The sequence below is a fragment of the Nitrospirota bacterium genome (assembly GCA_016194305.1).
Lineage (GTDB): Bacteria > Nitrospirota > Nitrospiria > JACQBW01 > JACQBW01 > JACQBW01.
This window is the reverse complement of the sequence record JACQBW010000020.1, coordinates 1-24,667: the sequence shown is the minus strand read 5'-3', so window position 1 is coordinate 24,667 and position 24,667 is coordinate 1. Positions and strand designations below refer to the sequence as shown.

The window sequence follows — 24,667 nt, the reverse complement described above, 5'->3', positions numbered from 1 at the left end:
AGTCTAGAGGTTCAGGAAGAAAAAAGCAACTTAGGAAGGAGACAGATCAGCTTCTTCGTTCATTTTTTTGATTGCCGCTTTGACCGATTGTTCTGCGATTGGGGGAAGAACCTCCCAAATCACCTTTTCAATCATCGTAGCAATCATTTCTTTTTTGATCGCCTGCTCGGCGAGGAAAGGGACGACTTCCCAGGCAATCTTTTCAATTATTTTTTCTGCCGCATTTGATATGTCTATTTTGTCACCTTGCATAACGGATTCCGGCTTTTTTGAAAGTGACATATCGGGAGGAGCTGATTTTCCATTGACGGAAGAGCTCTGGGTGGGCTCTCTTGTCTCTGTGACACTCTTTCTCACCTGATTCGGATCCGGATTTCTAACTTCCGCTCTTTCTTCTTCCGGACGTAGTGATCGGGAGAGCTGACTCTTTTCATTCGAATTTCCAGTTAATGCCGTTACATCCGCAAATTGAGTTACCTCTGAAAAATCTTCCGGAGAATAAAGAGATTCCTTCAGGTTTTCATCCAAAACCTGGGTAGCGTCCGCGAACTGAGTCGCCTCCGAAGAATCTTCAAGAGGAACCGCCGACATGACTTCCGAAAAGGGTGAAACTTCAGGTTGAGCCCAATCCATCAGGTCATCGATCTTTATGGTCTCATCGGGTTGTATCAGGGAATGTGTCACTTTGGAATCTGCCATGGTTCGATCGTAAAGGGTATTATCCGTACCGACAGGTTGAACCTCTTCAGCCAGATTCTCGGAATAAGGTGCCCGGCCATTCATTTCAGTTCGTGTTGTTTCGGAAACCCTTGACTGGGCACCGGGAATGGACGGGGATTCGGGAACGGATGCCAGGGTACCCTGGGCGAGATAGGAACCCAAGGTTTCTTTCAGTCTTTGCGGATCGACCGGTTTTTGTATAAACCCGACAACTCCGGACTGACGAAGCCTCGCTTCATCGAAGACATCGCTTTGTTGAACGAGGAGAAAAATTGGGATATGGGAGAGGAATGGTTTTTGTTTAACCCTGGCACAGAAACTGTAAACCATCAATCCTTCCATTCGAAGGTCGGCAATCATCAAATCCGGTTTAATTTTATAAGCCAGATCGAGCCCGGAAAGTGCGTCTCTGACGGAAGTAACTTCACAATTCTGGGAATTTAAACAATTTTCTATCGTAGTTTGAACAAGAGGGTTTTGGTCAACGACCAGAACTTGAGCGGGCATGTAATGATATCTCCAATATGTAAAAAAGCTACCATACAACTACCCCTTTGTCAATTCAGGTCCTGTTTAGATTATGGAAAAAAACGTTGAGTATTTACAGAGTTGCAGGCTGATCTATTTCCACATGAAGCCGGATCTCTTTGAGTGTATTGGCAACGCGGGTACATTTCTCGATGGGTCCCGAAAAACAGATCGCTCTCCCTTTTTGATGGGCTTCCAGCGTAATCTCGATAGCACGTTCTATGGTCACTCCGGTTGCCTTTTGAACTTGAAGAATGACTTCCTCAAAGGAATGGACGTCATCGTTATAGAGGATGACATTCCAGGGAGAATCGAGACGAATTTCAGATTCGACCTGTTCCTCAAAAAGAACTCCGGGGTCTTTCGCCATTTTCTACTGTTTATCCTTTTGGGCTCTTTTGTTAAAAAGCATCGTTTCAAATTCTTCCCAATTGGAGATCGGAGTCGAACAAGTGAAGTTTCGGCAAAAATAGGCGGTTACTCTACCGCCGACAGTTTTCTTCCCCCGGGCAATATCAATCGGCAGGTGCGATTCCTCTTTTTCGATGACCGGACAGACCAGGGTGTTCGGAAGATAAATCTGATTTAACCGGAAAATCCAGGGTTTCAATTCTTCTCTGGTTTCTCCGACCAGAACAATCTGGCTACTGTGATTCAAGTCATCCAATGCGGAGAGGAGGGAACCAAATCCAAATGGATTTTCTTTCATCTGGCCGCCGTAAATCTTGAATAAACGATCAGCGCAGTCGAGATAATTGCGGTTTCCAGTCAAATAAAAAAGCCGGATCAGATTTCTGGCGGAAACGCTGTTCCCCGAAGGGATGGAATGGTCATGGCCGCTTTTTGTCCTGTCAATCAGACGTTCATGACGAATGCCGGTAAAGAAGAATCCTCCATTTTCTTGGTCCCAGAATTCAGCCAGCAATTTGTCCACGAGGCGTTCAGTTCTTTTAAGAAGGGCCGGGTCAAAGGAGATTTCATAAAGGTCAAGGAGAGCCGCCGTGACGAAAGCATAGTCATCAAGATATCCGTCGAATTTTGCGCGGCTATCCTTATAACAGGAGAAGAGCGACTCATTCTGGTGGAGGCGGGTAAAAATAAATTCGAGGGCTTTTTCGGACGCACTGAGATACCTGCGATCTTCGGTTACCCGGTATCCTTTAATGAATGCAGAAATCATCAATCCGTTCCAGCCGGTCAGAATTTTCTCATCACGAAACGGCTTAATTCGTTCTTCACGTTTCTTGAAGAGTCTGAGCTTACAGTCTTGAATAATTATTTCAACGTCTTCAACGGGACGTGACGCTTCATGAGCAACCAAGGCCATTTCCTGAGGGATGTTGAGTATATTTTTCTTTTCAAAGTTTCCTTGAAGCGTAATATCATAGTACCGGCAGAAAACTTTACTCTCTTCCGGTGAAAGGAGCGTTTTAACTTCATCGAAAGACCAGATAAAAAAATGACCTTCTATTCCTTCGCTGTCGGCATCTTGTGTTGAAAAGAAACCTCCCTCGGTTGAAGTCATTTCACGCAGGACATAGTCGAGCGTCTCTACGGCAATCCTTTTGAAAGAAGGATTTTTCGAGATCTGAAAACCATGAAGATACAAAGGGACAAGCTGAGCGTTATCGTAGAGCATTTTTTCAAAATGGGGAACGAGCCATTTTTCGTCAACCGAATATCGGTGGAATCCACCTCCCAGTTGATCATACAGTCCTCCGGCACCCATTTTAGAAAGAGTGAATAAAACGCGATTGAGACAATCTTCGTCTCCCTGATTTCGGTATTGGCGAAGATGGAGCTCCTGAATGGGCGAGTTCGGAAATTTGGGTGCTCTTCCGAATCCCCCGTAGGTCGGATTATAAAATGGTGACAAACGATCTACCGTTTCGGCAATAATCGTCGGAGAAATTTCAGCCGAATCCTGATTCACGCTGGACATTTTGGCCAGGGCCGAGAGAACCTGACTCGCGTTCCTGGAGACTTCGCCCTGATTTTCGCGGAATGCCTTGGCCACGGCCTCGAGAACCCGCGGAAATCCGGGAATCTGGTAACGATCTTCAGGGGGGAAATAGGTTCCTCCGTAAAACGGTACCTGGTCCGGAGTTAAAAACATGGTGAGAGGCCATCCTCCCCCTCTTTTAAGAAAAAACTGGACGGCATTTTGATAAATCTGGTCCAGGTCCGGGCGTTCCTCCCGATCCACTTTAATACAGACAAAATAGTGATTCATCATTTCAGCAATATTAAGGTCCTCAAAGGATTCCTTTTCCATGACGTGGCACCAATGGCAGGCAGAGTAACCGATACTGAGCAATATCGGTTTATTTTCATTTCTCGATCTAGCAAGAGTCTCCTCATTCCACCCGTTCCAATCAACCGGGTTGTGGGAATGTTGAAGCAGGTAAGGGCTTGTTTCATTAATTAGCGCATTTGTAAACGGATGTTCAGTCATTGGCATTTCCAGGGATTTGTCATTATTATTCTAATGGGGTTGGAAATCGGAGTAAACAAAAAACCACTAGACAGCTTAAAGGGAAAAACGATATGATCATTTCATGAGACTGAAAAGGCCGTTTTTCCTCCGGCCTCCTGAGGTCGTAGCGCAAGATCTTCTTGGAAAATCCCTCTATTTTAAAGGAAATCGTGTTATAATCGTTGAAACAGAATCTTACGGAGTCAACGATCCTGCCTGCCATTCTTTTAAGGGCAAAACCCTCAGAAATGAACCGATGTTTAAAGAAGGGGGTAGAAGTTATGTCTACTTTATATATGGCATGCATTTTTGTTTCAACGTGGTGACGGAAAAAATGGAGATTCCTTCCGCAGTTCTTATCCGGGGAGGGATCCCTCTTACGTTGTTAAAAGAGATTCAGGATCGGAGGGGTAAAAAAGAGAGCGCAGAAAAGATTCTGATCGGGCCCGGGAATTTTTGCAGAGGTCTGGGAATCGGGAGAGAACAGAATGACATCGATTTATGTCATACGCCCGATTTCTATTTCTATAAGGGCGATCTCGAAAAGGTTCATCTTGACATTGGAATCTCTCCCCGGATTGGTATTACCGAGGGAAAAGAAAAGCTCTGGCGATTTTTTCTCAAGAATTACGGCATAAATTGAAATAAAAAGTTCCTTCTTTTAAGGACGTGATTGACCATGATACCCAAAGAAGTCAATTCTTTTGCAGAAATTTACCATCAAAAAACAAAATATTTCAGAGACGAGATTGCCAATAATCCGAGGCAGCTCGACTGGAGTTCTCAACCTTCTCCCTTTAAAGATTATCACTCGGATAAAAAGATTGATTTAATCCCTTATCTTCCATTTCAAAAGAATCCGTTTACGGGCAAGGCTCTCGGGTATCCCCCCTTTGAGCAGGAAGACGAGCTTGGATTGGGAAATATTTCGCGCCTCCTGTATTTTACCAATGGCGTGACAGGAATTCTGCAGTATCCCAACGGTTCCAAACTCTATTTAAGAGCTGCTCCGACGGCGGGGGGCCTTTATCCTACTGAGATCTATCTTGCGGTAAGAGACATTCCCCATCTTGACAACGGCATTTATAATTTTCAGGTTAAAGACCATTCTCTGATTCCTCTCTGGGAAGGTAATTTTTGGAACGCATTCAGTCAGTACTGTTTTGGTCATGAAGCAATTCATCAATCCAGGCTGGTTGTTATTATGACGGCGGTCTTCTGGAGAAGTGCCTGGAGATATGAGGACAGGGCGTATCGGAGAATCCTTCTCGACACAGGTCATGTTCTTGGGAATCTGAATGCCTACGCAAAAAAGGAAGGCCTAGGAGTTTACCCCATTAGCGGTTTCTTTGATCAAGCGTTGAATCGGCTCCTCTTTCTTGAGGAGGATAAGGAAGGTGTTTTGATGATGAACGCGTTACCCCTTCTCAAGTCGCTGAAGGCGCGCGAAATCAGGAGAAGTTCTGTCTATCCTTCAACGATTAAATCATCCGAGACCAGTCTGCAACTCCCACTTTTATTGGGATTACACCTGACATCTTACCTGGGGCAGGAGGATTTTGTTTTAGAAGGAGAGGTACCTGATTCTTCCACCATTGAAGACAAATTTCAAGCCTCTCCTTCGACTGTTCTTGAAGGCAATAGCCTGAATACGGAAGAAAAAGGGATCGAACAGACCATTCTTGAGCGTCGATCGACCCGGTCTTATTCTGGACAACCGCTGTTTAAAGACGAACTGGCTGACCTTTTGAAATTTGCATATGAACCGGCAATACTAAAAGATGAAAGCGAGTCCGAAAACCGGGGGCTGCCGCAAGTTTTTGATCCATCTCTGCTGGAAACCTACGTGATCGTCCATGGCGTTCTCGAAATCGAATCGGGCGTCTATTATTATGCGCCGGTTCAACAGGAATTACGTCTGGTTAGAAAGGGAAATTTCAAGCAGAACAGCTGGGAGTTTTGTTTGGGTCAGGAGCTTGGAAGAGATGCCTCTGTGATTATTGTTCATGCCTCGCACCTGCCAAACGCAGTTAACAAATATGGAAACAGAGCTTATCGTTATCTTCATCTGGACGCGGGACATATCGGACAACGGCTAAACCTGGCTGCGATTCATCTCGGACTCGGAGCAAGCGGAATCGGCGGTTTTTTTGATGACGAAGTTAACGAATTACTCATGCTATCATTGGAATATGCCATTGTCTATGTTACCACCGTTGGCCGGCCGGCCGCGTCTGCCAGTTAAGGCATTTATGAAGGAAAAGAGGTTTAAAATGGATGATTTTGAAGAGGGAAGGACCCAGTTTTTACAGATCCTGAAGCAGATTGATTCAGCTGTCGAGGCGGTTATTCCAGTGGCGCCATCCAACGGTAATTTTTTGATCTCTTTAACGCGGAAGAAAGCGCGGAAGTTCATGTCTGTATCTGAAGATGACCTTCTTGATCTTTCAGCCGATCATATCATTCGAAGTGAAGTAGAGGAACAAATCAAGGAAACGCTTGAATCCATGAAAGAATAATCGATCTATTTAATGTTGAGTGAGGAAAAGAAAAGATGAAAACGTTTGAAGAAGTAGTCGCATTTCACGGTCATCTCTGTCTCGATATCGCGATGGGATACCGTATATCCGTTGCGGCGGTCAGAGAAATGGGCAATGAGCTAAAGAATATGAAAGAAGTGGTGGCGATGGTAGAAAATGAAACCTGTGCAGTCGATGCGATTCAGGAATATACAGGATGCACGCTTGGGAAAAGAAATCTCATGATGACGGCAACCGGAAAGCCGGTCTACCTCCTTCAAAACACGAAAACACAAAATGCCGTCCGGATATATTGCCATTATTGGGAGACATTTGATCCAGATGGTTCCCACAGTGCACGTAGAAAAGCGATGACCGGTCCCGGCTCAACCCCGGAACAGCGCGCGGAGTTTCAAAAAGAGCTGGACCAAAAACTTCAGGAAATACTCACTCTTCCGGAAGATAAACTTTTTAGAGTTAAAAAGATAAAGCTGGCCCCCCCGCCCAAAGTCGGAAAGTATAAAGCAAAGCCTTGCGGTCAATGCGGTGAGTTTACCCATGAAGGGCGCCTGCAGGAGATAGATAAGAAAAAGGTCTGCAAGGAATGCCGGGAAATACTGCTTGAACGAAAAAAATGGACCTAAATCAAAATATTTGGATTCTTTCGTATCGGCTCTCCCCGCAATCAGTTTTGCTCCTTTACGGTTTGAATTTCGTCGGATATATTAAAAGGGATACCTGATGGAATCTTCCAGACTATGACGTCCTATCGGTTCACCTCTATTTGATCGGGTTGGAAATTGCAGCAAAAAAAACTAGATTTAGAAAAGAACCTTTCCTACGGGATAAAGGATGGCGCCTGCTATTCCATGATGGTTGGGATCGGAGAGAGCTATTTAATCCCCTTTGCCTTATTTTTAAAGGCGACCAACGCACAGATTGGACTTATCGTTTCGGTTCCTCAATTGTTTGGCGCGTTTTTTCAGATCATTTCCGCGTACCTGCTTGCCGGTTTAAGCAACCGTAAACAGCTCATTCTCGCAGGAGTCGGATTCCAGGCGGTCGCCTGGCTTCCATTGCTCTGGCTTCCTGTTCTGATTCCTCAACATGCGGTTCTTTTTCTCCTCCTCGGAACCTCTCTCTATTTTCTACTGGGAAACCTGGCCAGTCCGCCCTGGAACAGTCTGATGGGTGACCTCGTACCGATTGATCAAAGGGGGAATTATTTTGGTAAAAGAACCAAGATTATGAGTTTGAGTTCATTCACAGCACTTTTCCTGGGAGGTGTCATTTTAGATGAAACCCGCAACAGCGCCACTCCGGTATCAGGGTTTGTCATCATTTTTACAATCGCGGCTTTATTTAGAGGGGCTTCTTTCCTCTATCTCAGGAAGATGGATGAACTTCCACTCAATCAGGAAAGAGAAAAATTTTATCTGGGAGATTTTTATCGGTATTTTAAGAATTCGAATTTCTTAAGATTTGTCGTCTATTCGGCCCTTATTTCATTTTCAGTGCAGGTTTCCGGCCCATTTTTCGCTGTTTATATGCTTCATGATCTTCAGTTCACCTATTTTAAGTACATGATCGTCGTAGGCACCGGTGTGGTAAGCCAATACCTGACCTATTTATACTGGGGGAACTTTTCAGATCGATTTGGGAACCGAAGAGTATTGCAGATCACCGGGCTTCTCATGCCGGCACTTCCGATCTTATGGCTATTTTCTCCCAATTTTTACTATATCATGGGAATCCAGCTTTTAGCGGGATTCGTTTGGGCGGGCTTTAGTCTGAGCGTTTCAATTTTTGTATTTGATGCAGTTGCTTCGGAGAAAAGAGCCGTTTGTATAGCCGTCTACAGTACGCTCAATGCGCTCGGTATCTTTCTGGGAGCGATGACCGGGGGTCTTTTCACCAAGATTTTTCCTGACACCTTTACCCTGTTAAATATTCATTTCCATTTAAGATCAAATCTGATGTTTCTCTTTCTCATATCAGGTGTTTTAAGACTCATCGTCTATCTCACCTTCCTCCCAAGAATACAGGAAGTGCGCCACGTGGAAGTTTTCTCCTTCAAAGAGATGTTTCAAAAGAATCCTCGCTCCACATCGGTTGAAAAGTAAAAGGACCCCTGAATTTTTGGTTCAGAGGGCCATAGGCATCAACAGTTTCCTAATTGTCCAATTCAGGCTTTCACTGCCGCTAATGCCTTGTCGTAGTTAGGATGGGTGGTAATTTCAGGAACGATCTCCAGGTATTTTATTTTGTCGTCGGCTCCCACGACGAAGATTGCGCGGGTCAGAAGACGAAGCTCTTTCACCAAAACGCCATAGTTTGTACCGAAACTGGCTGTATTGAAATCAGAGAGCGTTTTTGATTTTATGGAATTCGCATTGCAGAATCTTTTCTGGGCAAACGGAAGATCCATACTAATGGTCAGCACTTCAATATTGGAAGGGAATTTCTCCGCTTCCTGGTCAAATCGCCTTGTCTGGGCGTCGCAGACCGGGGTATCAAGAGAAGGAACGACATTGAGCAGCCGGACGTTCCCTTTTGAGTTTGCCAAAGTGACTGGGGACAAGTCCCCTGCAATGACAGAAAAATCAGGCGCTTTGTCTCCAACCTTTAGAGCGGGGCCTAATAAAGTCAGGGGGTTCCCCTGCATGGTGATAATACCTTTCCGTTCATTCATTCAACTTCCTCCTTTTTATATAAAAGTCATCATTAAGTCTCTAGCCTAAAGCCAATACCCATTTGAAGTCAATCTGTTTTGGGACGGTTTTTCCTAATTATTTCAAGTATTTCTCTGATTGTTTTTTCATGACCTTCGTTCGTAGGCTCATAAAAGCGATCTTGAGAGAGTTGATCAGGGAGATAATGCTGTTTCCCGGCTTCAATCGGTTCGGTATGGGGGTAGTGATATTCCTTGCCATACCCCAGCTCTTTCATGAGAGAGGTGGGTGCCTTTCGTAGGTGGAGAGGAACGGGAAGGCTTCCTTGTTTTGCAATCGCTTCTTTTGCATTTAAATAAGCCCGATAAGAGGCGTTGCTTTTTGGAGCGGTGGCAAGATAAATGACCCCCTGGCTTAACGGGATCCAACCTTCCGGAAGGCCTACCGCCTGGAAAGCCTGATGAACGGCGGTTGCGACCTGGAGGGCTTGCGGATCGGCATTGCCAATATCTTCGGACGCAAAGATGATCATCCGCCGGGCGATAAAGAGAGGATCTTCACCTGCTTCCAGCATCCGGGCGAGCCAGTAGACTGAAGCGTCCGGATCACTTGCCCTCATGCTTTTGATAAAAGCCGAAATAGTATTGTAATGTTCCTCTCCCTTTTTATCGTAGGCGAGAATTCTTCCTTGTGCCGCCTCGATGACAATTTTTTCGGTAACGATTTTCTTCCCATTTTCAGTTTTGGCCACTGCAATGGAGGCTTCCAGCAGATTGAGTGCCCTCCGGGCATCTCCCTCGGCCCATTCTGCAATTTGTTCTACAATCGACTCTTCAATCACAAGATTGAGCAATACAAATCCTGATGCAGGATTTTGTATGGTTCTCTTAAGAATCTTGTTGATTTCAGACCGGTCAAGGGAACTGAGCGTAAGGACTTGACATCGGGAGAGGAGGGGTGCGTTGAGTGAAAAACTCGGATTCTCAGTGGTTGCTCCGAAGAGGATCACCGTTCCGTCTTCAAGATGGGGAAGAAAGGAATCTTGTTGGCTTTTGTTAAATCGATGAATCTCGTCCAGAAAGAGAATGGTCTTCTGGCCGGCACTCTGCAGGCGCAGTCGTGCTTCCGAAAATGTTTCTCTAAGCTCTTTGACTCCGGATTGGACTGCGGAAAGAGTAACCAGATGGGTCTGGCTCATTTTCGCAATCAGTTGGGCTAAAGTCGTTTTACCTGATCCCGGAGGGCCCCAGAAAATCAGCGATGAAGGAAGGCGATTTCGATTTTCAGGTGAAAAAAACTTACCGGGACCGAGGAGGTGTTCCTGCCCGAAGAATTCACTAAAATCGGTTGGACGAAGACGGTCTGCTAAGGGTCTGGTGGGATCATTCTTAGCGTTTCTTGAAAATAGGTCCATTTTTCTGCTCTTATAGCCTGTTCAAAAAGTTCCAAATTCCCCCTGCCGAGGACTTCCTCTATTAAATTTTCTGGTTGAGGGTCGTGGGCCGCAGGATGGAGGCAACCGGAGCGTAGATATTAAGTACGTGAGGCTTGCCGAGAGACGAGAACAAAAAATTTGGGCTTTTTCAACAGGCTACTATGCTAGCCCGGATTTTTGGATGATTTGAGGGAGTAGATGTTCCGCATTAATCGCCATAATATGGACCCCGTCTGACATTCCTTTGAGCTCCTTAATCGTATTGACAGCGATATCTATTCCCACGTCCAGCGATTTTTCTTTGCCTGCTTTTTCAAGTGATTCGATGAGTTTTTCCGGTACTTTAATTCCAGGAATATATTTGTTCATAAACGATGCCATTCCCGAAGATTTCAGAAGAATGATCCCTGCGATGACCTTGACCTGAAATTTTCGAGCATGTTTCATAAACTCTTCAAATCTTTTGAGATTGTAAATCGCCTGTGTTTGAAAAAATTTAGCTCCGGATTCGATCTTCTTTTCAAACTTTGCGCATTCCAGCTCAAAATTATCCGCTTCGGGCGTGGTCGCAGCTCCAGCGAAAAGTTCTGTTGGACTGGTCAAACTATTCCCTGCCAGATCTTTGCCGGCATTTAAGGAATTAACCGCTCCGAGCAACTGATCGAGCTGAAGGTCAAATACGGGTTTGGAATCTTTATGATCTCCAATATGAGGAGGATCACCTGTTAAGGCGAGAAGATTTCGAATTCCAAGGATATGAGCTCCGAGAAGGTCAGACTGGATCGCAAGCCGGTTGCGATCACGGCAGGTCACCTGGAGAATGGGGTCGATTCCGATATCAATCAATATTTTTGAAATCGCAAGGGGACAGGCCCTCATCACGCCGCTCTGATTGTCGGTAATATTGACTCCGTCAACCAAGCCGGTGATATCGCGACCATTTTTAACTAAACTGGCGATATCGGTCCCTTTTGGAGGGCCAAATTCGGCCGTCACGACAAACTTATTTTGTTTCAGCGAGGTCTGGAATTTTCTCATGGTCTTCCATCAGGAAATCATTTTAAAATCAAAGTCTTTGGATCATAACATAAATAAAAAAAATGATGCAAGGCAAGTTTTGCCTTGATAGAGCTGGATTTTTCCCTTATCTTATCAAGAAATGAAAATGACCCATCCAGAGATTCAGGTCCCCGGTTGCTCGATCTGTCGTCATCTGAAACGAAAATCACCTTTTGAGATCATTGCATTTTCAGACTCGGTTTTGTATCTGAATAAAGACCAGTTTTTCAAAGGATATTGTTTTCTTGAATACAAATCCCATGTCAAAGAACTGTTTGACTTGGCTGAGGAACCAAGAAATCTCTACACGAAACATCTTTCGCTCGCTGCACGGGCGTTGCATCGGGCATTTAGACCGGACAAAATCAATTACGAATTGTTAGGAAATAAAGTTCCTCATCTTCATTGGCATATTGTCCCGAGATTCAAAAATGATCCGGCCTGGTCGGATACGGTCTGGAGTAAACCTCATGACCCACTTCATCTTCCGGAACCGGAAATAGTACAAGTGATTTTGAAAATTCGAAATAATATATGAACAGATTTAAGGCAGTTTATTTTGATCTGGATGGGACCCTGATCGATTCGTTTACTGCAATTCAAAGCGGGTATAATTTTGCGTTAAGCCAGTTGAACGAAACTATCAGACTTTCCCTCGATCAGGTTAAGAAAAGAGTCGGGGGCGGGCTGAAGGAGTCTTTTTTTGATCTAGTCGGAGAAGAGCGGTCCGAGCAGGGGGTGGTCCACTTCAGATCAAAGTACAAGGAAGTGTATCTCAAAGAAACCTATCTTCTCCCTTACGTATTTCATGTGGTCACTTCGCTTTCACGGAAAGGGGTGAATCTGGCGGTGATTTCTAACAAGTACGGTGATTTTTCAAGAGATATTTTAACGGAATTTAAACTCCTCCCGTATCTCTCTGCCGTTGTCGGAGATGGCGATGGATACCCGCTAAAACCCCATACGGGAATGATTGATCATCTAAACAGGAAGTTCAACCTTCTTCCAGGCGATGTCTTATACATTGGAGACGGACCGATTGATATTGAATGTTGTCGGAGAGCAGGTGTCTCTATTTATGCTGTTACGACAGGCAATTATACCCGTGACGAACTGTTTCCTCACCATCCGGAACGAATCATCGACACCCTTGAAGAGCTGCTCTCTGATTTCAGTTAAGGGGCTCCCCTGTTTTAGAGGAGTTCGCATTCAGATATGATTATCAAAGTAGAAAATCTTGTCAAACGGTTTAAAAACGTGGTTGCAGTCAATTCCGTTTCGTTTGAAGTCGAAGAAGGAGCCATTCTCGGCCTACTCGGTCCCAATGGTGCGGGTAAGACAACCCTGATGGCAATGATTTTAGGTATCCTGACTCCTACATCAGGGACGATCACCTTGTTTGGAAAAAATTACACCCGGAATCGCGAAGCAATTCTCAGCGAGGTCAATTTTTCCTCCAGTTATGTTTCGATGCCTCTCTCGCTGACATTGCGGGAAAATTTAACGTTTTTTGCCCGCATATATCATGTCAAGAATTATCCGGGGAAAATCTCGGATTTGTTAAAGCTCTGCGAGCTTACGCAGTTTCAAAACCGCCTCACGAGGGAACTTTCGACCGGGCAATTGTCCCGGTTGAATTTGGCAAAAGCCCTCTTAAATCGACCACGAATTTTATTTCTTGACGAACCGACCGCCAGCCTTGATCCGGACATGGCCGAACATGTCCGGGAGATTCTGATGGCATTGAAGAAAGAGTCTGGATGCACCATCGTATACACTTCGCATAACATGCAGGAAATCGAAACCATTTCCGACCGGATCCTCTTTATGAACCGGGGAGAAGTTATTGCAGACGGGACGCCGCTGGAGGTCATTCAACAATTTAAAAAGGATACGCTTGAAGAGGTTTTTCTGAAACTCTCCCGAGAGACAGTCCGCCCATGAAACTCTATAGAATCAACGCAATTGTTTATCGGCATCTTTCCCTTTACAAGAGAAGCCCGACCCGAATAATGGAAATTATCTACTGGCCGGTTCTAGATCTTATGGTCTGGGGCTTCGTTACGGTCTATCTTCAAAAATATCAATCCGCACTTCCCTTTTTTGTCTCTTTTTTTATCGGAGCCCTTATCTTGTGGGATATATTTTTTCGCGCCCAACAGGGCATTTCCATTTCATTTCTGGAAGAGGTCTGGTCGAGAAATTTACTGAATCTCTTTGTTTCTCCGTTGACTCCGGTTGAATTTATTATGGGAACCCTGGTCGTGAGCCTTTTCAAGGTTGTGACCACCTTTCTGGTGACTCTGACACTCGCCATGTTTTTTTATTCTTACAATATTTTTTCTCTCGGCCCACCGCTCTTTTTTCTCGTGCTGAATTTGATTTTAATGGGTTGGGCCATCGGAATTATGACCACAGGGGCGATTCTTCGGTTTGGTCAGGAAGCGGAAGTTCTTGCCTGGGGCCTGGCTTTTCTGTTCCAGCCTGTTTCCGCAGTTTTTTATCCGGTGTCTGTCCTGCCACCTTTTCTGCAGAAGATTGCCTGGTGGATTCCGGCTTCCCATACATTCGAAGGGATGAGAGCGGTCGTGGCACGCGGTTCGGTTTCGTTCAAGGAATTGGAAATTGCCTTTCTGTTGAATGGATTGTATATCTTGATGGCGATACTCTTTTTCTCCTGGATGCTCAGGGAAGTGAGAGAAAAGGGGCTGCTTCTCAAAAGCGGCGAATAATATTGCTGACACATGACTCTTCTGAACGGTCAGAAAGGAAAAGGATATGACCATAGACGAAAAATTACTTAAGTTGAATATTATCCTGCCAGTACCTCCGGAACCGGTGGCAGCCTATATTCCGGCGGTCAGGATGGGCGATCTGGTTTTTTTAAGCGGGACGCTCCCCTTGAAAGAGGGAAAACTGCTTTTTCAGGGAAAAGTTGGAAAAGAGGTGAACGTTGAACAGGGGATAGCATGTTCCCGTCAGGCATTATTAAATGTTCTGGCGATCCTTAAAAGAGAGATCGGGAGCCTGGACGAAGTCAAACAGTTTGTCCGGCTTGGGGGCTTTGTTGCCTCGTACGAAGGTTTTACCCAACAACCGCAGGTGCTGAATGGTGCTTCGTTACTCCTTGTGGAAATATTCGGCGAAAAAGGAAAACACGCACGCACCGCGGTGGGAGCCGCCGAGCTCCCGCTGAATGCTCCCGTTGAAATCGAACTGATCGTGCAGATTTTTTAAGATTTGAATCTCGTTCCAGGACTGCCATTCCCGCCAAAACGGGAATCCATTAAGAAAGACTATCCTTCAATGTATTCGTTCTTGATTTCGATTTTGGATTTTGTTTTCATGTTTTCCAAAAAGCTTTGCACGGCTTTTTCTCGTTTTTGGTTCAATTTATCTTTGGAAACGCGTTCATTTTCTTCCGCGGTTCCTGTGATGGGCAGTTCCTGGGGAGAAAGCATCACAGATTCTTTCAAAGTCGCCCTGATCTTTTCATAGAGAAGTTCTTTTCTCTGGCTCTCTTCGAAGTCCGCGGTTTTGAGGTGATTGTAGGCTAATACCTGACGATAAGTCGATTCATCAAATATTTTATTTTTCTGAAAAAGCTCGTTTCCTTTCAGCAGCGATATTAACTCTTCATTGGACACGGTTATCCCCATATCCTTTGCAGCTTCAAGCCATAATTTCTTGTCGATGAGACTAGTCAGGACGTTTTTTTTCATATGAAGCTGTTTTAACATCTCTTCATTGTACTTCTCTCCCATCATTTTTTTGTAAAATGCGACGGATGTTCGGTAGGAATCCTGGAACTCGTCCAATGTAATTAATTCCCCATTTACCTTAGCGACATAATCCTTGCTGGCTGATTTGGTATAACCCATACCCCAACCCATCGTAATCACAAAGGCAACCGCGATCGCAAGCATGATTAATCGGTAAAACCAGGGATTTTCAATGGCACTTTCTCGAAGAACTTTTAACATGGCTGAATCTCTTCCTTTCTTAGGTTTGCTTTTTTTTCAATTAATGGTTATATTTTAATTCAGATCAGTTAATTTCACAAGGGCTTTGACAATTTAGTTGAATCACCGGAGATTTTCCTATAATATCAAAACGCTATTGATTATATTGGATATACTTGTCTATTAAAAGAGTGTCGTTTGAATTGATATGGGATTTTCCGCCGAACAGGTAGCACCGATTGAGGCTATTTTTCCCAAGGCGGTCATTCTACACCGGGTCATAGCGAAATTAATCGATTTTTTGTTCATAGCGGTTCTCAGGCAACTCTTTCCACCTGTCGGGTTGTATATTAGTATTACCTACCTCTTGATTGCGGATGGATTATTTCATGGTAAAAGTATTGGAAAGCGATTGGTAGGCCTGCAGACTTATATTCCGCAAAAGAATAAAGAGGCTTCATTTAGAGAGTCAATCATCCGTAACTTTCCTTTGCTTATTGCCTATCTGTTTTTACTGATTCCCATTGTAGGTTGGATTCTGTTTTTTGCCATCATTGGATTTGAGCTTCTACTTATGATTGGAAACGAAAAGGGATTAAGAATCGGAGACGAATTGGCTCATACCCAGGTCGTGGATAGCGAGAGTTTTGAAATTAAAAACCTTTGAGCAAAGGGCTCAATTTCTGTATAGGGAGTGGAAGTGGGATTAACGAGCAGTCTTCTGGGCCTTTTTTCTAACGATTTGGCAATCGACCTGGGAACCGCCAATACCCTTGTCTATCTAAAAGGGAAAGGAATCGTGATTAATGAACCTTCGGTTGTCGCGATAGAAAAAAAGTCGGGTAGAGTTCTGGCCGTGGGTGCAGAGGCCAAGAAAATGCTGGGGAGAACTCCCGGAAATATCGTTGCGATTCGTCCTATGAAAGATGGCGTTATTGCAGATTTCGAAATCGCTGAGAAGATGTTGAAGCATTTTATAACGAAAGCGCATAACCGGAGCACTTTTGTAAGGCCCAGAATTATCATCTGTGTTCCTTCCAAAATCACTCAAGTAGAACAGCGAGCTGTCAAAGATTCAGCAGAATTGGCCGGTGCGAGAGAGGTATATTTGATTGAAGAACCCATTGCGGCAGCCATCGGTGCGGGACTTCCGATCGAAGAGCCGTCCGGAAATATGGTTGTCGATATTGGCGGCGGAACAACGGATGTTGCCGTAATTTCCCTGGCCGGGATTGTTTACAGCGAATCTGTGAAAGTCGCCGGCGACAAAATGGATGACGCGATCGTGAATTACATTAAGAGGAAATATAATTTGTTAATCGGGGACCATATGGCCGAACTGATTAAGTTTGAAATCGGATCAGCCTATCCCCCCGATGAACGCAAAACATTTTCAATTAAAGGAAGGGATTTAATTTCAGGAATACCAAAGACGCTTGTCATTGATGATGCGGAGGTACGAGAAGCGCTTGCTGAACCGATCAGTGCGATTGTAAATGCCATTAAGGTGGCCTTGGAAAACACGCCTCCTGAGCTTTCAGGAGATATCATTGATCGGGGAATCGTTCTGACCGGAGGGGGCTCTCTGTTAAGGGGAATGGACATCCGGCTACGGGAAGAAACAAACCTGCCAATCATTACGGTTGACAATCCGCTTACCACCGTAGTGCTCGGAACAGGAACAGCGTTGGATCAACTCGACCTCTTGAGAAAAGTTTCAATAATGGCTCAATAAAGGGAAAAGGAATCGAGTTCGATTTTTCCCTGCTTTGGTGGCTTCCTGTCTTGAGCCTATGAGCATTTTTCGCTTTTCACGCAGCGACCGATTTATCAAAAGAATCATCCTTGCCGTTTCACTGATCATGGTCCTGGCTATTGCCGTGACCCTTGATTTGTCGAAGTCGCCTCCTTCCAAAATCCAGAATCCGGTACTTTTCCTCGGCTATTGGGCTGAAGCCTCGATTCATTCCTTGGTTGGAGGTATGACTCATATCTGGGCGAACTATATTGATATCGTTCAGACCCGCGAAAAATACGCTCAACTCCAGAAAGATTTCGATGTCCTCAAAGGGGAAAATAATTATTTAAAGGAAACTCAATTCGAAAACGAACGATTAAGAAAACTCCTGGAAATTCCCCTTCCTCCTCCTCTTAAACTGACCGTGGCAGAGGTCATTTTAAGAGAACCGTCAAACTGGTATAAATCACTCACAATCAATAAGGGAAGTCAAGACGGCTTAGAGCCGGGCATGGGTGTCATGACTTCGGCAGGAGTCGTAGGTCGAATTCTTAAAGTCGGATCTAAAAATTCAATTGTTCAGCTCATTACGGATCGCAATAGCGCGGTCGCCGCTTTGATCAGCAGAACGCGGGACCAAGGAATTCTGGAAGGGACCTTGAGAGGCCTGACGCGGGTTAAGTATTTGTCCGTAGACTTAAAGCTTACTGTCGGAGATCAGGTCGAAACGTCAGGTTTAACACCCACCTTTCCCAAAGGAATTTTAATCGGATCGGTTATCAAAGTGGATCAAAAATCCGAATCTGAGGGTAAAAAGACCACAGAGCTGATGACCGGTGACCCTTTCCTGTCAGTCGAGGTTGTTCCGGCGGTCAATTTCTCTCGACTCGAAGAAGTGATGGTTATCCGTTCGTCTCCGGCGGCGGATGCGGAATTGGTCGGAATCCAAAAAAAATGAAAGGTCTCTTGTTTTTTACTCTCATTACGATGTTGATACCTCTCCAGGGCATGATAGGGGACTACATTTCAATTGGTAATATAAAACCGGATTTGGGATTTCTTGCTATCTATTTCACAGGCCTTTTATACGGAAATGTCCGGGGGGCTTTGATGGGCATCGGCGTAGGGTTCATTGCTGATATCTTGTCGGGAGGGACAACCTTTGTTCAAATGGAAAGTGGATTGATCATTGGTTTTTTTGCCGGATTGATTCGCCAGGCATTATTAAATCTGAGATGGTTTTTCAATCTCCTTATTTTGTTTTTCTTTTCCCTTTTTTACAGCATGTTGGTTTTTTCATTTCTGGACCTCACTTCGAGAGAAGTGTTGATGCACTATCCCTGGAAGGAACTCATCATTCCCAAGGGAGTACTTGATGCATTCCTGGGATCGCTCTTGTTCTGGATTTTAGTGAAACGATTTAAAATTAAAGAATTTTTGGATGAAAAGGATGGATTTGAGAGATTATTCTTCTCTTCCCCAGGAAAATCTTAGAAAGATTCAGCGCCGGATCGTTTTTTTACTGATCGTTATCGGAATCGGTTTTTGCGGAATTCTTGTTCGATCCTGGACGCTTCAGATTAACGAAGGGAGCTTCTATCAGGAGCAATCTGAAAACAATCGGATAAGAGAAGTATTTATACAGCCCCGGAGGGGCCGTATTTACGATCGAAATGGCAATATTCTTGTCAATAATGTCCCCGGGTTTACACTTTACCTGATACCGGAAGATGTGAAGGATCATGACTATGTCATTCATAAAGTGAGCGAAGTTCTGGGATTTCCGAATGAAGAAATCGTGAAAAAAATCGACCAGCGGCAGTCGTCGCCTTACCTCCCGGTTAAGATTAGAGATGGGCTGACGTTAAAGGAAGTAGCGCTCTTCGAGGAAGACCAGTTGAATCTGGCCGGACTAAAGATAGAGGTGGAATATCAGCGCAATTATGTATTTGGAAGGACGGCTTCCCATGTGCTCGGGTATGTCAGTGAGATAAATGAAAAACAGATGGAGTCGTCCGTTTATGACAATCTTCCGCCGGGGACGTTAATCGGACAGTATGGAATTGAAAAAAGATATGACCAGTATCTTCGGGGTGAGCCAGGCGAGAAAGGGATAGAAGTGGATGCCCTGGGTCATGAAATCAAGATCTTGAATGTTCGAGAACCTGAAGGAAGCAAAGATCTTTATTTAACGATTGATCTTGCAACGCAGCAGGCGGCTGAACAGGGTCTTGGCGAGGAGGCAGGGGCAATTGTCGCGATGGAACCCGAAACGGGTGACATTCTGGCCATGACCAGTCACCCGGCATTTGACCCCCAGGCCCTTTCTGAAAGAATTAGTCAGAAGGAGTGGGACCTTCTCCTGAAAGATCCGTTCAAACCCCTAAATAATCGGGCTATTCAGGGAACATATCCTCCGGGATCAGTTTTTAAAATCCTGATGTCCATTGCCGCCTTGGAGGCCAATAAGCTGGACCCCCAACAGGGAGTGAGCTGCCAGGGAGCGCTTCCTTTCGGAAAGCGGGTTTTCAGAGACTGGAAAAGAGGGGGACATGGTATCGTGGACCTTCACCGCTCACTTGTTGAATCGTGTGATGTTTATTTTTATAAATTGGGAGAAGAACTTGGGATCGATCTGATTGCGGACGAGGCGCATCGCTTCGGACTCGGACATGCAACCGGAATTGACCTTCCCTCTGAAAAAGAAGGGATTATTCCTTCTACGGAGTGGAAACTGAAAACAAGAAATGAGCAGTGGTTCCCGGGTGAAACTCTATCCGTGTCCATTGGGCAGGGATACGTAAATTTCACCCCACTTCAGGCCGCTTATATGATGAGTCAGGTTGCAAACGGCGGATATCGATATAAGCCGAGGCTCCTGAAAGAGACCTACGACCGGCAGAATGAAAGAAAGGAAACTTTTCCTCCGGTTTTGCTCGAATCTCATGAAATTTCTTCCAGAACGTTGAAAATCGTGCGGGAAGCATTGCGGGGCGTCGTTCATGAACCCCATGGAACTGCCGGCGGCGCCAAGTCGGAGTTTTTTGAAACTGCGGGGAAAACCGGAACTGCACAGGTCATTGCGGCAAAGGCCGGAGTCGGAGGGAATCTCAATTCAAAAACGCTTCCAAAGCTGTTACAAGATCATGCCTGGTTTGTCGCCTATGCTCCCTATGATCATCCGAAAATTGTTGTTGCCGTGTTGGTAGAACATGGGGGACACGGCGGATCCACAGCGGCTCCCCTGGCAAAGAAAGTATTTGAAGCTTATTTAAACAAACCCAAGGAAGGAGGGGAGCAAACGTTAAAAAAAAGCTAAGCGGTCTCGTCTCAGCGAGTCCCTCGACCAGCGGATCAGAGAGGGAACAAGGACTGCCGGTAATTAACGGTTGAGGAAAAATGTTTGATCGCCGACTGATAACAAAATTCGACTGGAAATTTCTCCTGATCGTTTTTGGCATACTTTTTCTGAGTGTCTTGTCACTTTATAGCGTATCGCTTCATAAAGAACAGGTGAAATCAGCCCTTTATTTAAAACAGATCTATTGGATAATTATCGCATTCGGGGCATTTTTTATTGCCATGGTGATTGACTACCACACCATTTCCAGATTTGCGTATCTGATCTACGGTGTGATGGTGCTACTGCTCCTTCTGGTTATGTTATTTGGGAGAGTCGGACTGGGTGCGCAACGATGGCTTTCCTTGGGTCCATTTTCTTTTCAGCCGTCTGAGTTTGCAAAATTGGGCATATTGCTTGTTCTGGCGAAATATTTTTCTGAAAATGCCCAGGGAAGCGGATTTAGAATGAGTCAACTCGCGTTCCCGCTCGTCTTGCTTGGCATCCCCTTCATGCTGGTTCTTAAACAACCTGACCTGGGGACCGGGCTCTCACTGTCTTTTATTTTTATTTCGATGTTGTTTCTGGTGGGTTTTAGATCCAAATCATTAATATTTGTTGGATTAATTTTTTTGATGTTCCTTCCGTTTCTCTGGAATTTTTTCTGGCATCACCTAAAGTCCTACCAAAAGGAGCGACTCCTGACTTTTTTAAATCCGACAAATGATCCGTCCGGGACCGGATACCATATTATACAATCCAAAATTGCGATCGGTTCAGGAGGACTTTTCGGAAAAGGATTATTGGGTGGGACACAGAGCCAACTTAAGTTTCTTCCCGAAGGCCATACCGATTTCATATTTGCAGTTTTTGCCGAAGAATGGGGATTCATCGGTATTCTGATATTGCTGGTTTTGTTTGGACTTCTTCTTCTCTGGGGTGTTGACGTTGCATTTAAGGCCAAAGATGCTTTGGGAACATTCCTTGCAGTTGGTGTGATTGGAATGATCGGGTTTAATGTCATGATCAATATAAGTATGACGCTTGGGATGATGCCGGTCGTTGGCGTGCCTCTTCCGCTCATGAGTTATGGAGGAACGGCCATGGTCACTACGATGGCGGCTCTCGGCATTTTGATGAATGTGAAGATTCGAAGATTTATGCTCTTTTATTAAAAATTAAATTGAGAAAATGATGAACGGCCTCAACAGGTTTGTTCTGTTATGGGAGAATGAATATGGCAACTGAAATAATCATAAATGCCACACATGAGGAGACGCGTGTCGCCATCCTGGAAAATAAAGTGGTGACCGAATTCTATATTGACCGCAAGAAAGACCGCGGAATTGTTGGCAATGTTTATAAGGGTAAAGTTGTAAAAGTCCTTCCCGGTATGCAGGCAGCCTTTGTCGATATTGGTGTTGAAAAGGCGGCGTTCCTTTATGTCTCTGAAGTTTCCACGGGGGGAGGCGATTTCGAAAAATATCTCATGGAAGAACAGGAGGACGACGAGGCGGAGTCTGTTCCTGATTTCAGAGGTAGAGAGGCCATTGAAGAAAACATTCAAACGCTAAATAAGGGAAATGGCGATTCTGGGAACTTATCCGACGGTCAGGACAAGGCGGTCGAATCTGACCTTGTTTCTGAAATCCAGACGGTTATCGCAGATGCCCCAACCTTGGAATCATTAATTGTTCAGGAGGATTTTACCGGATTATCTGAACCTCTTCCGTCGACCGAAGAAATATTTGTCGAAGAAGAGTCCCTCCTGTCACCGGCAGAATCCCTTTCTTTGGAAGAACCTCCGTTTCTTCAAGATTCAGCGATTTCGGAACTGGACGAAGATATTCGGGATTCGGATATTCCATCCGATCAACTCATTGAGGAGTCCTCCGGTACGGAACCGGTTATCGGAAGTCCCCTTTCTGAGCCCGAGGTGGCTCAATCTAAAACAAATGAACAGAAGGGACCGTCCTCCAGACCGGGACGTTCAGGAGGTCCATCGAGAGGAAGAAATCGATCACGTCATTTTAAGACGCGATCTAAATCGCGTCGTTCCACTAAGGCGATTGAGGATCTCCTGAAAGAGGGGCAGGAAATACTCGTCCAGGTTTCTAAGGATGCGATGGGAACAAAAGGTCCGAGAGTCACAACTTATGTCTCTTTGCCCGGGCGATACCTGGTCTATATGCCAACTGTGAATCATATCGGAATCTCCAGGAGAATTGGAGGATCGGAAGAGAGAGGCAGATTAAAGGAAATGCTTCATCGGTTGAGAAAGCCTGGGAGCGGCTATATTATCCGAACGGTCAGCGAAGGGACGACTGAAGAAGAGTTTAAATCAGATATGGAATTTCTGGAACTCCTCTGGCAAAGCATGTTGAAGAAGAAAGAGAAAATTGTTGCCCCGGCTCTTTTGCATATTGATCTTGACCTTATTTTCAGAACCGTGAGAGATCTCTTTACAAAAAAAGTTGACCGCCTCGTGATTGACTCAAAAGAAGAATATGAGCGGATTAAAGACTACGCTCAAATGTATCTTCAGGAATTATCGACCCGAGTGGAGCTCTATACTAAAGAAGAACCCGTATTTGACGCCTACGAAATCGAAACTGAGATTTCCAGGGCGCTCTCGAGAAAGGTCTGGCTGAAATCAGGAGGATATCTGGTCATTGACCGGACGGAGGCTTTGACAGTTATTGACGTGAATACGGGAAGATATGTGGGGAAGAAGGATCTTGAAGAAACAATTTTAAGGACGAATCTTGAAGCTCTCAAGGAGATCGCTTATCAACTGAGATTGAGGAATATCGGCGGGATCATTATTATAGACTTTATAGATATGGAGCGAGAGAAGAATAAGGAAAAGGTTTTCCAGTCACTTCAGGAAGCCATGTCAAAAGACAAAGCTCGAATTAACATACTCAAGATTTCCGAGCTGGGGCTGATCCAGTTGTCCAGAGAACGGACGCGAGATGATATCCAGCGAATTCTTTGCGAACCGTGTCATTACTGTGAAGGAAGATCCTATACACGTTCTGCGGCGACGATTTGCTATGAAATTTTTAGAGAAATAAGACGGGTTGGTGCTTCTCCGCGAGAGAAAAAAATTATTGTAGTCGCCCATCCTGATGTGACTGCGCTTTTATATGACGAGGAGCGACAAGGAATCGAGGAGCTTGAGAAAGTCTATAAGAAAAGAATTGTTGTTAAACCTGACCATAGCATGCATGTGGAACACTATAATATCACACTGGTTTGAATAAGATGGAAGACGAACGTTACGCCTGGCTGGCTCTCAATTCCGTTCAAGGAATCGGACCAGTTCTTTACAGGCGGTTGCTTGATGAAATCGGACCACCGGAGAAAGTTTTTCTTTCATCGCGGCAGGCCCTCTCTCGAATTGAAGGACTATCTGAAAAGTCGATTGAGGGAATTCTGGGATTTAAGGGGGACGCGAATGTCATTCGTGAGATTGAACTCATCAAGGCGCACTCTGTCTCACTGATTCATTATTTTCATCCTCATTATCCACCGCAACTTAAAAATATTTATGATCCGCCTCCTTATCTGTATGTGACTGGAGAGATTTGGGGACAGGATTTAAAATCTATTGCAGTTGTGGGAACCCGGAAACCCACGTATTACGGCAAACAAATTGCAGCTGAATTGACTCGGGATCTGGTTCATAGCCAAATGACGATTGTCAGTGGATTCGCCATGGGCATCGATCAGATAGCCCATAAATCTGCTTTAGACGCGGGAGGGAGAACAATTGCCGTATTGGGTTGCGGAATCGATGTTCACTACCCAATGGGTTCGCTTGCATTAAAGGAGGCAATTAGCGGACAGGGTGCTGTTATGACTGAATTTGCAATGGGCATGTCTGCTGCGCCAGAAAATTTTCCGAGGAGAAACCGCTTAATTAGCGGATTGGCTTTGGGTGTCGTAGTCATTGAAGCGGCCGAAAAGAGCGGATCCCTGATCACTGCTTCGATGGCCCTGGAACAGGGAAAAGAGGTATTTGCAGTTCCCGGACCGATTCATAGCGGACTGAGCAAGGGAACGCATGCACTGATTAAATCGGGAGCAAAACTGGTGGAAAAAGTGACTGACATTCTTGAAGAGCTTAATGGACAGTTTCAATCCCAATCCGACATTCTTTCTCCACCGCAAGTGCAGGAGCTGGAACCTGACGAAAAAAAAATATATGATATA

Annotated in this window: 25 protein-coding genes; 18 read left to right on the top strand and 7 right to left on the bottom strand. The window is 45.0% G+C overall.

Annotated elements, in window-relative coordinates; translation table 11 throughout:
• Nucleotides 1-30 precede the first annotated feature (30 nt).
• From HY200_07490 to HY200_07480, 3 genes are all read right to left on the bottom strand, one after another.
• A complete protein-coding gene (locus tag HY200_07490; GenBank protein MBI3594787.1) occupies nucleotides 31-1,227 on the bottom strand; it encodes a response regulator in 1,197 nt (398 codons plus the stop codon).
• A 94-nt stretch (nucleotides 1,228-1,321) separates the two neighbouring features.
• A complete protein-coding gene (locus HY200_07485; GenBank protein ID MBI3594786.1) occupies nucleotides 1,322-1,618 on the bottom strand; it encodes an ATP-dependent Clp protease adaptor ClpS in 297 nt (98 codons plus the stop codon).
• Between the two features lie 3 nt (nucleotides 1,619-1,621).
• Complete coding sequence (locus HY200_07480; GenBank protein ID MBI3594785.1) at nucleotides 1,622-3,703, bottom strand: thioredoxin domain-containing protein; 2,082 nt, start codon at nucleotides 3,701-3,703, stop codon at nucleotides 1,622-1,624.
• A 103-nt stretch (nucleotides 3,704-3,806) separates the two neighbouring features.
• On the opposite strand from HY200_07480, the gene HY200_07475 reads away from it, so the two are divergent.
• From HY200_07475 to HY200_07455, 5 genes are all read left to right on the top strand, one after another.
• Entirely contained in the window at nucleotides 3,807-4,367 is a 561-nt protein-coding gene (locus tag HY200_07475; GenBank protein ID MBI3594784.1) for a DNA-3-methyladenine glycosylase, read from the top strand.
• Nucleotides 4,368-4,403: 36 nt separating this feature from the next.
• Complete coding sequence (locus HY200_07470; protein ID MBI3594783.1) at nucleotides 4,404-5,969, top strand: SagB/ThcOx family dehydrogenase; 1,566 nt, start codon at nucleotides 4,404-4,406, stop codon at nucleotides 5,967-5,969.
• A gap of 7 nt (nucleotides 5,970-5,976) precedes the next feature.
• A complete protein-coding gene (locus tag HY200_07465) occupies nucleotides 5,977-6,243 on the top strand; it encodes a hypothetical protein (GenBank protein ID MBI3594782.1) in 267 nt (88 codons plus the stop codon).
• Between the two features lie 35 nt (nucleotides 6,244-6,278).
• The gene (locus HY200_07460; GenBank protein ID MBI3594781.1) at nucleotides 6,279-6,887 is read left to right on the top strand and encodes a formylmethanofuran dehydrogenase; all 609 of its coding nucleotides are present in this window, start codon (nucleotides 6,279-6,281) and stop codon (nucleotides 6,885-6,887) included.
• Nucleotides 6,888-7,043: 156 nt separating this feature from the next.
• Nucleotides 7,044-8,366 (top strand): MFS transporter, encoded by a 1,323-nt coding sequence (locus HY200_07455; protein MBI3594780.1) that lies wholly within the window; start codon nucleotides 7,044-7,046, stop codon nucleotides 8,364-8,366.
• 62 nt (nucleotides 8,367-8,428) lie between these two features.
• Here the strand turns inward: HY200_07455 and tpx are convergent, their stop codons facing one another.
• The 3 genes from tpx to HY200_07440 all read right to left on the bottom strand — a co-directional run bounded on the left by tpx (nucleotide 8,429) and on the right by HY200_07440 (nucleotide 11,388).
• Entirely contained in the window at nucleotides 8,429-8,935 is a 507-nt protein-coding gene (gene tpx, locus HY200_07450) for a thiol peroxidase (protein MBI3594779.1), read from the bottom strand.
• 68 nt (nucleotides 8,936-9,003) lie between these two features.
• On the bottom strand, nucleotides 9,004-10,329 hold the full coding sequence (locus tag HY200_07445; protein MBI3594778.1) for a replication-associated recombination protein A: 1,326 nt from the start codon (nucleotides 10,327-10,329) through the stop codon (nucleotides 9,004-9,006).
• Nucleotides 10,330-10,509: 180 nt separating this feature from the next.
• Nucleotides 10,510-11,388 (bottom strand): methylenetetrahydrofolate reductase, encoded by an 879-nt coding sequence (locus tag HY200_07440; GenBank protein MBI3594777.1) that lies wholly within the window; start codon nucleotides 11,386-11,388, stop codon nucleotides 10,510-10,512.
• Between the two features lie 127 nt (nucleotides 11,389-11,515).
• Here HY200_07440 and HY200_07435 point away from each other — a divergent pair, with 127 nt between their 5' ends.
• From HY200_07435 to HY200_07415, 5 genes are read left to right on the top strand one after another with little or no spacing between them, the layout of a single operon-like run.
• Complete coding sequence (locus tag HY200_07435) at nucleotides 11,516-11,947, top strand: HIT family protein (protein MBI3594776.1); 432 nt, start codon at nucleotides 11,516-11,518, stop codon at nucleotides 11,945-11,947.
• On the top strand, nucleotides 11,944-12,588 hold the full coding sequence (locus HY200_07430; GenBank protein MBI3594775.1) for an HAD family hydrolase: 645 nt from the start codon (nucleotides 11,944-11,946) through the stop codon (nucleotides 12,586-12,588). Before HY200_07435 ends, HY200_07430 begins: the two co-directional genes overlap by 4 nt.
• A gap of 36 nt (nucleotides 12,589-12,624) precedes the next feature.
• A complete protein-coding gene (locus HY200_07425) occupies nucleotides 12,625-13,353 on the top strand; it encodes an ABC transporter ATP-binding protein (GenBank protein ID MBI3594774.1) in 729 nt (242 codons plus the stop codon).
• Nucleotides 13,350-14,141 carry an ABC transporter permease gene (locus HY200_07420; GenBank protein MBI3594773.1) on the top strand — a complete coding sequence of 264 codons (792 nt, stop codon included), beginning with the start codon at nucleotides 13,350-13,352 and terminating at the stop codon, nucleotides 14,139-14,141. Before HY200_07425 ends, HY200_07420 begins: the two co-directional genes overlap by 4 nt.
• Before the next feature lie 46 nt (nucleotides 14,142-14,187).
• Entirely contained in the window at nucleotides 14,188-14,646 is a 459-nt protein-coding gene (locus HY200_07415; protein MBI3594772.1) for a RidA family protein, read from the top strand.
• 59 nt (nucleotides 14,647-14,705) lie between these two features.
• On the opposite strand, the gene HY200_07410 is transcribed toward HY200_07415, so the two are convergent.
• Nucleotides 14,706-15,392: a SurA N-terminal domain-containing protein gene (locus HY200_07410; protein ID MBI3594771.1), complete on the bottom strand. Its 687-nt coding sequence runs from the start codon at nucleotides 15,390-15,392 to the stop codon at nucleotides 14,706-14,708.
• Between the two features lie 187 nt (nucleotides 15,393-15,579).
• Here HY200_07410 and HY200_07405 point away from each other — a divergent pair, with 187 nt between their 5' ends.
• The 8 genes from HY200_07405 to dprA all read left to right on the top strand — a co-directional run.
• Complete coding sequence (locus HY200_07405; GenBank protein MBI3594770.1) at nucleotides 15,580-16,038, top strand: RDD family protein; 459 nt, start codon at nucleotides 15,580-15,582, stop codon at nucleotides 16,036-16,038.
• A gap of 54 nt (nucleotides 16,039-16,092) precedes the next feature.
• Nucleotides 16,093-17,106, top strand: coding sequence for a rod shape-determining protein (locus HY200_07400; GenBank protein MBI3594769.1), 1,014 nt, complete (start codon nucleotides 16,093-16,095; stop codon nucleotides 17,104-17,106).
• A 58-nt stretch (nucleotides 17,107-17,164) separates the two neighbouring features.
• The gene (gene mreC / locus HY200_07395; protein ID MBI3594768.1) at nucleotides 17,165-18,067 is read left to right on the top strand and encodes a rod shape-determining protein MreC; all 903 of its coding nucleotides are present in this window, start codon (nucleotides 17,165-17,167) and stop codon (nucleotides 18,065-18,067) included.
• Nucleotides 18,064-18,603, top strand: a complete 540-nt coding sequence (gene mreD, locus HY200_07390) for a rod shape-determining protein MreD (GenBank protein ID MBI3594767.1) — start codon at nucleotides 18,064-18,066, stop codon at nucleotides 18,601-18,603. Before mreC ends, mreD begins: the two co-directional genes overlap by 4 nt.
• Nucleotides 18,551-20,428 (top strand): penicillin-binding protein 2, encoded by a 1,878-nt coding sequence (gene mrdA / locus HY200_07385; protein ID MBI3594766.1) that lies wholly within the window; start codon nucleotides 18,551-18,553, stop codon nucleotides 20,426-20,428. The genes mreD and mrdA overlap by 53 nt, the downstream gene beginning before the upstream one ends.
• 80 nt (nucleotides 20,429-20,508) lie before the next feature.
• Nucleotides 20,509-21,624 (top strand): rod shape-determining protein RodA, encoded by a 1,116-nt coding sequence (gene rodA / locus HY200_07380; protein ID MBI3594765.1) that lies wholly within the window; start codon nucleotides 20,509-20,511, stop codon nucleotides 21,622-21,624.
• Nucleotides 21,625-21,686: 62 nt separating this feature from the next.
• The gene (locus tag HY200_07375; protein MBI3594764.1) at nucleotides 21,687-23,711 is read left to right on the top strand and encodes an Rne/Rng family ribonuclease; all 2,025 of its coding nucleotides are present in this window, start codon (nucleotides 21,687-21,689) and stop codon (nucleotides 23,709-23,711) included.
• Nucleotides 23,712-23,716: 5 nt separating this feature from the next.
• Nucleotides 23,717-24,667, top strand: a 951-nt coding sequence (gene dprA / locus HY200_07370; GenBank protein ID MBI3594763.1) for a DNA-protecting protein DprA, incomplete at its 3' end; no start/stop codon positions are given.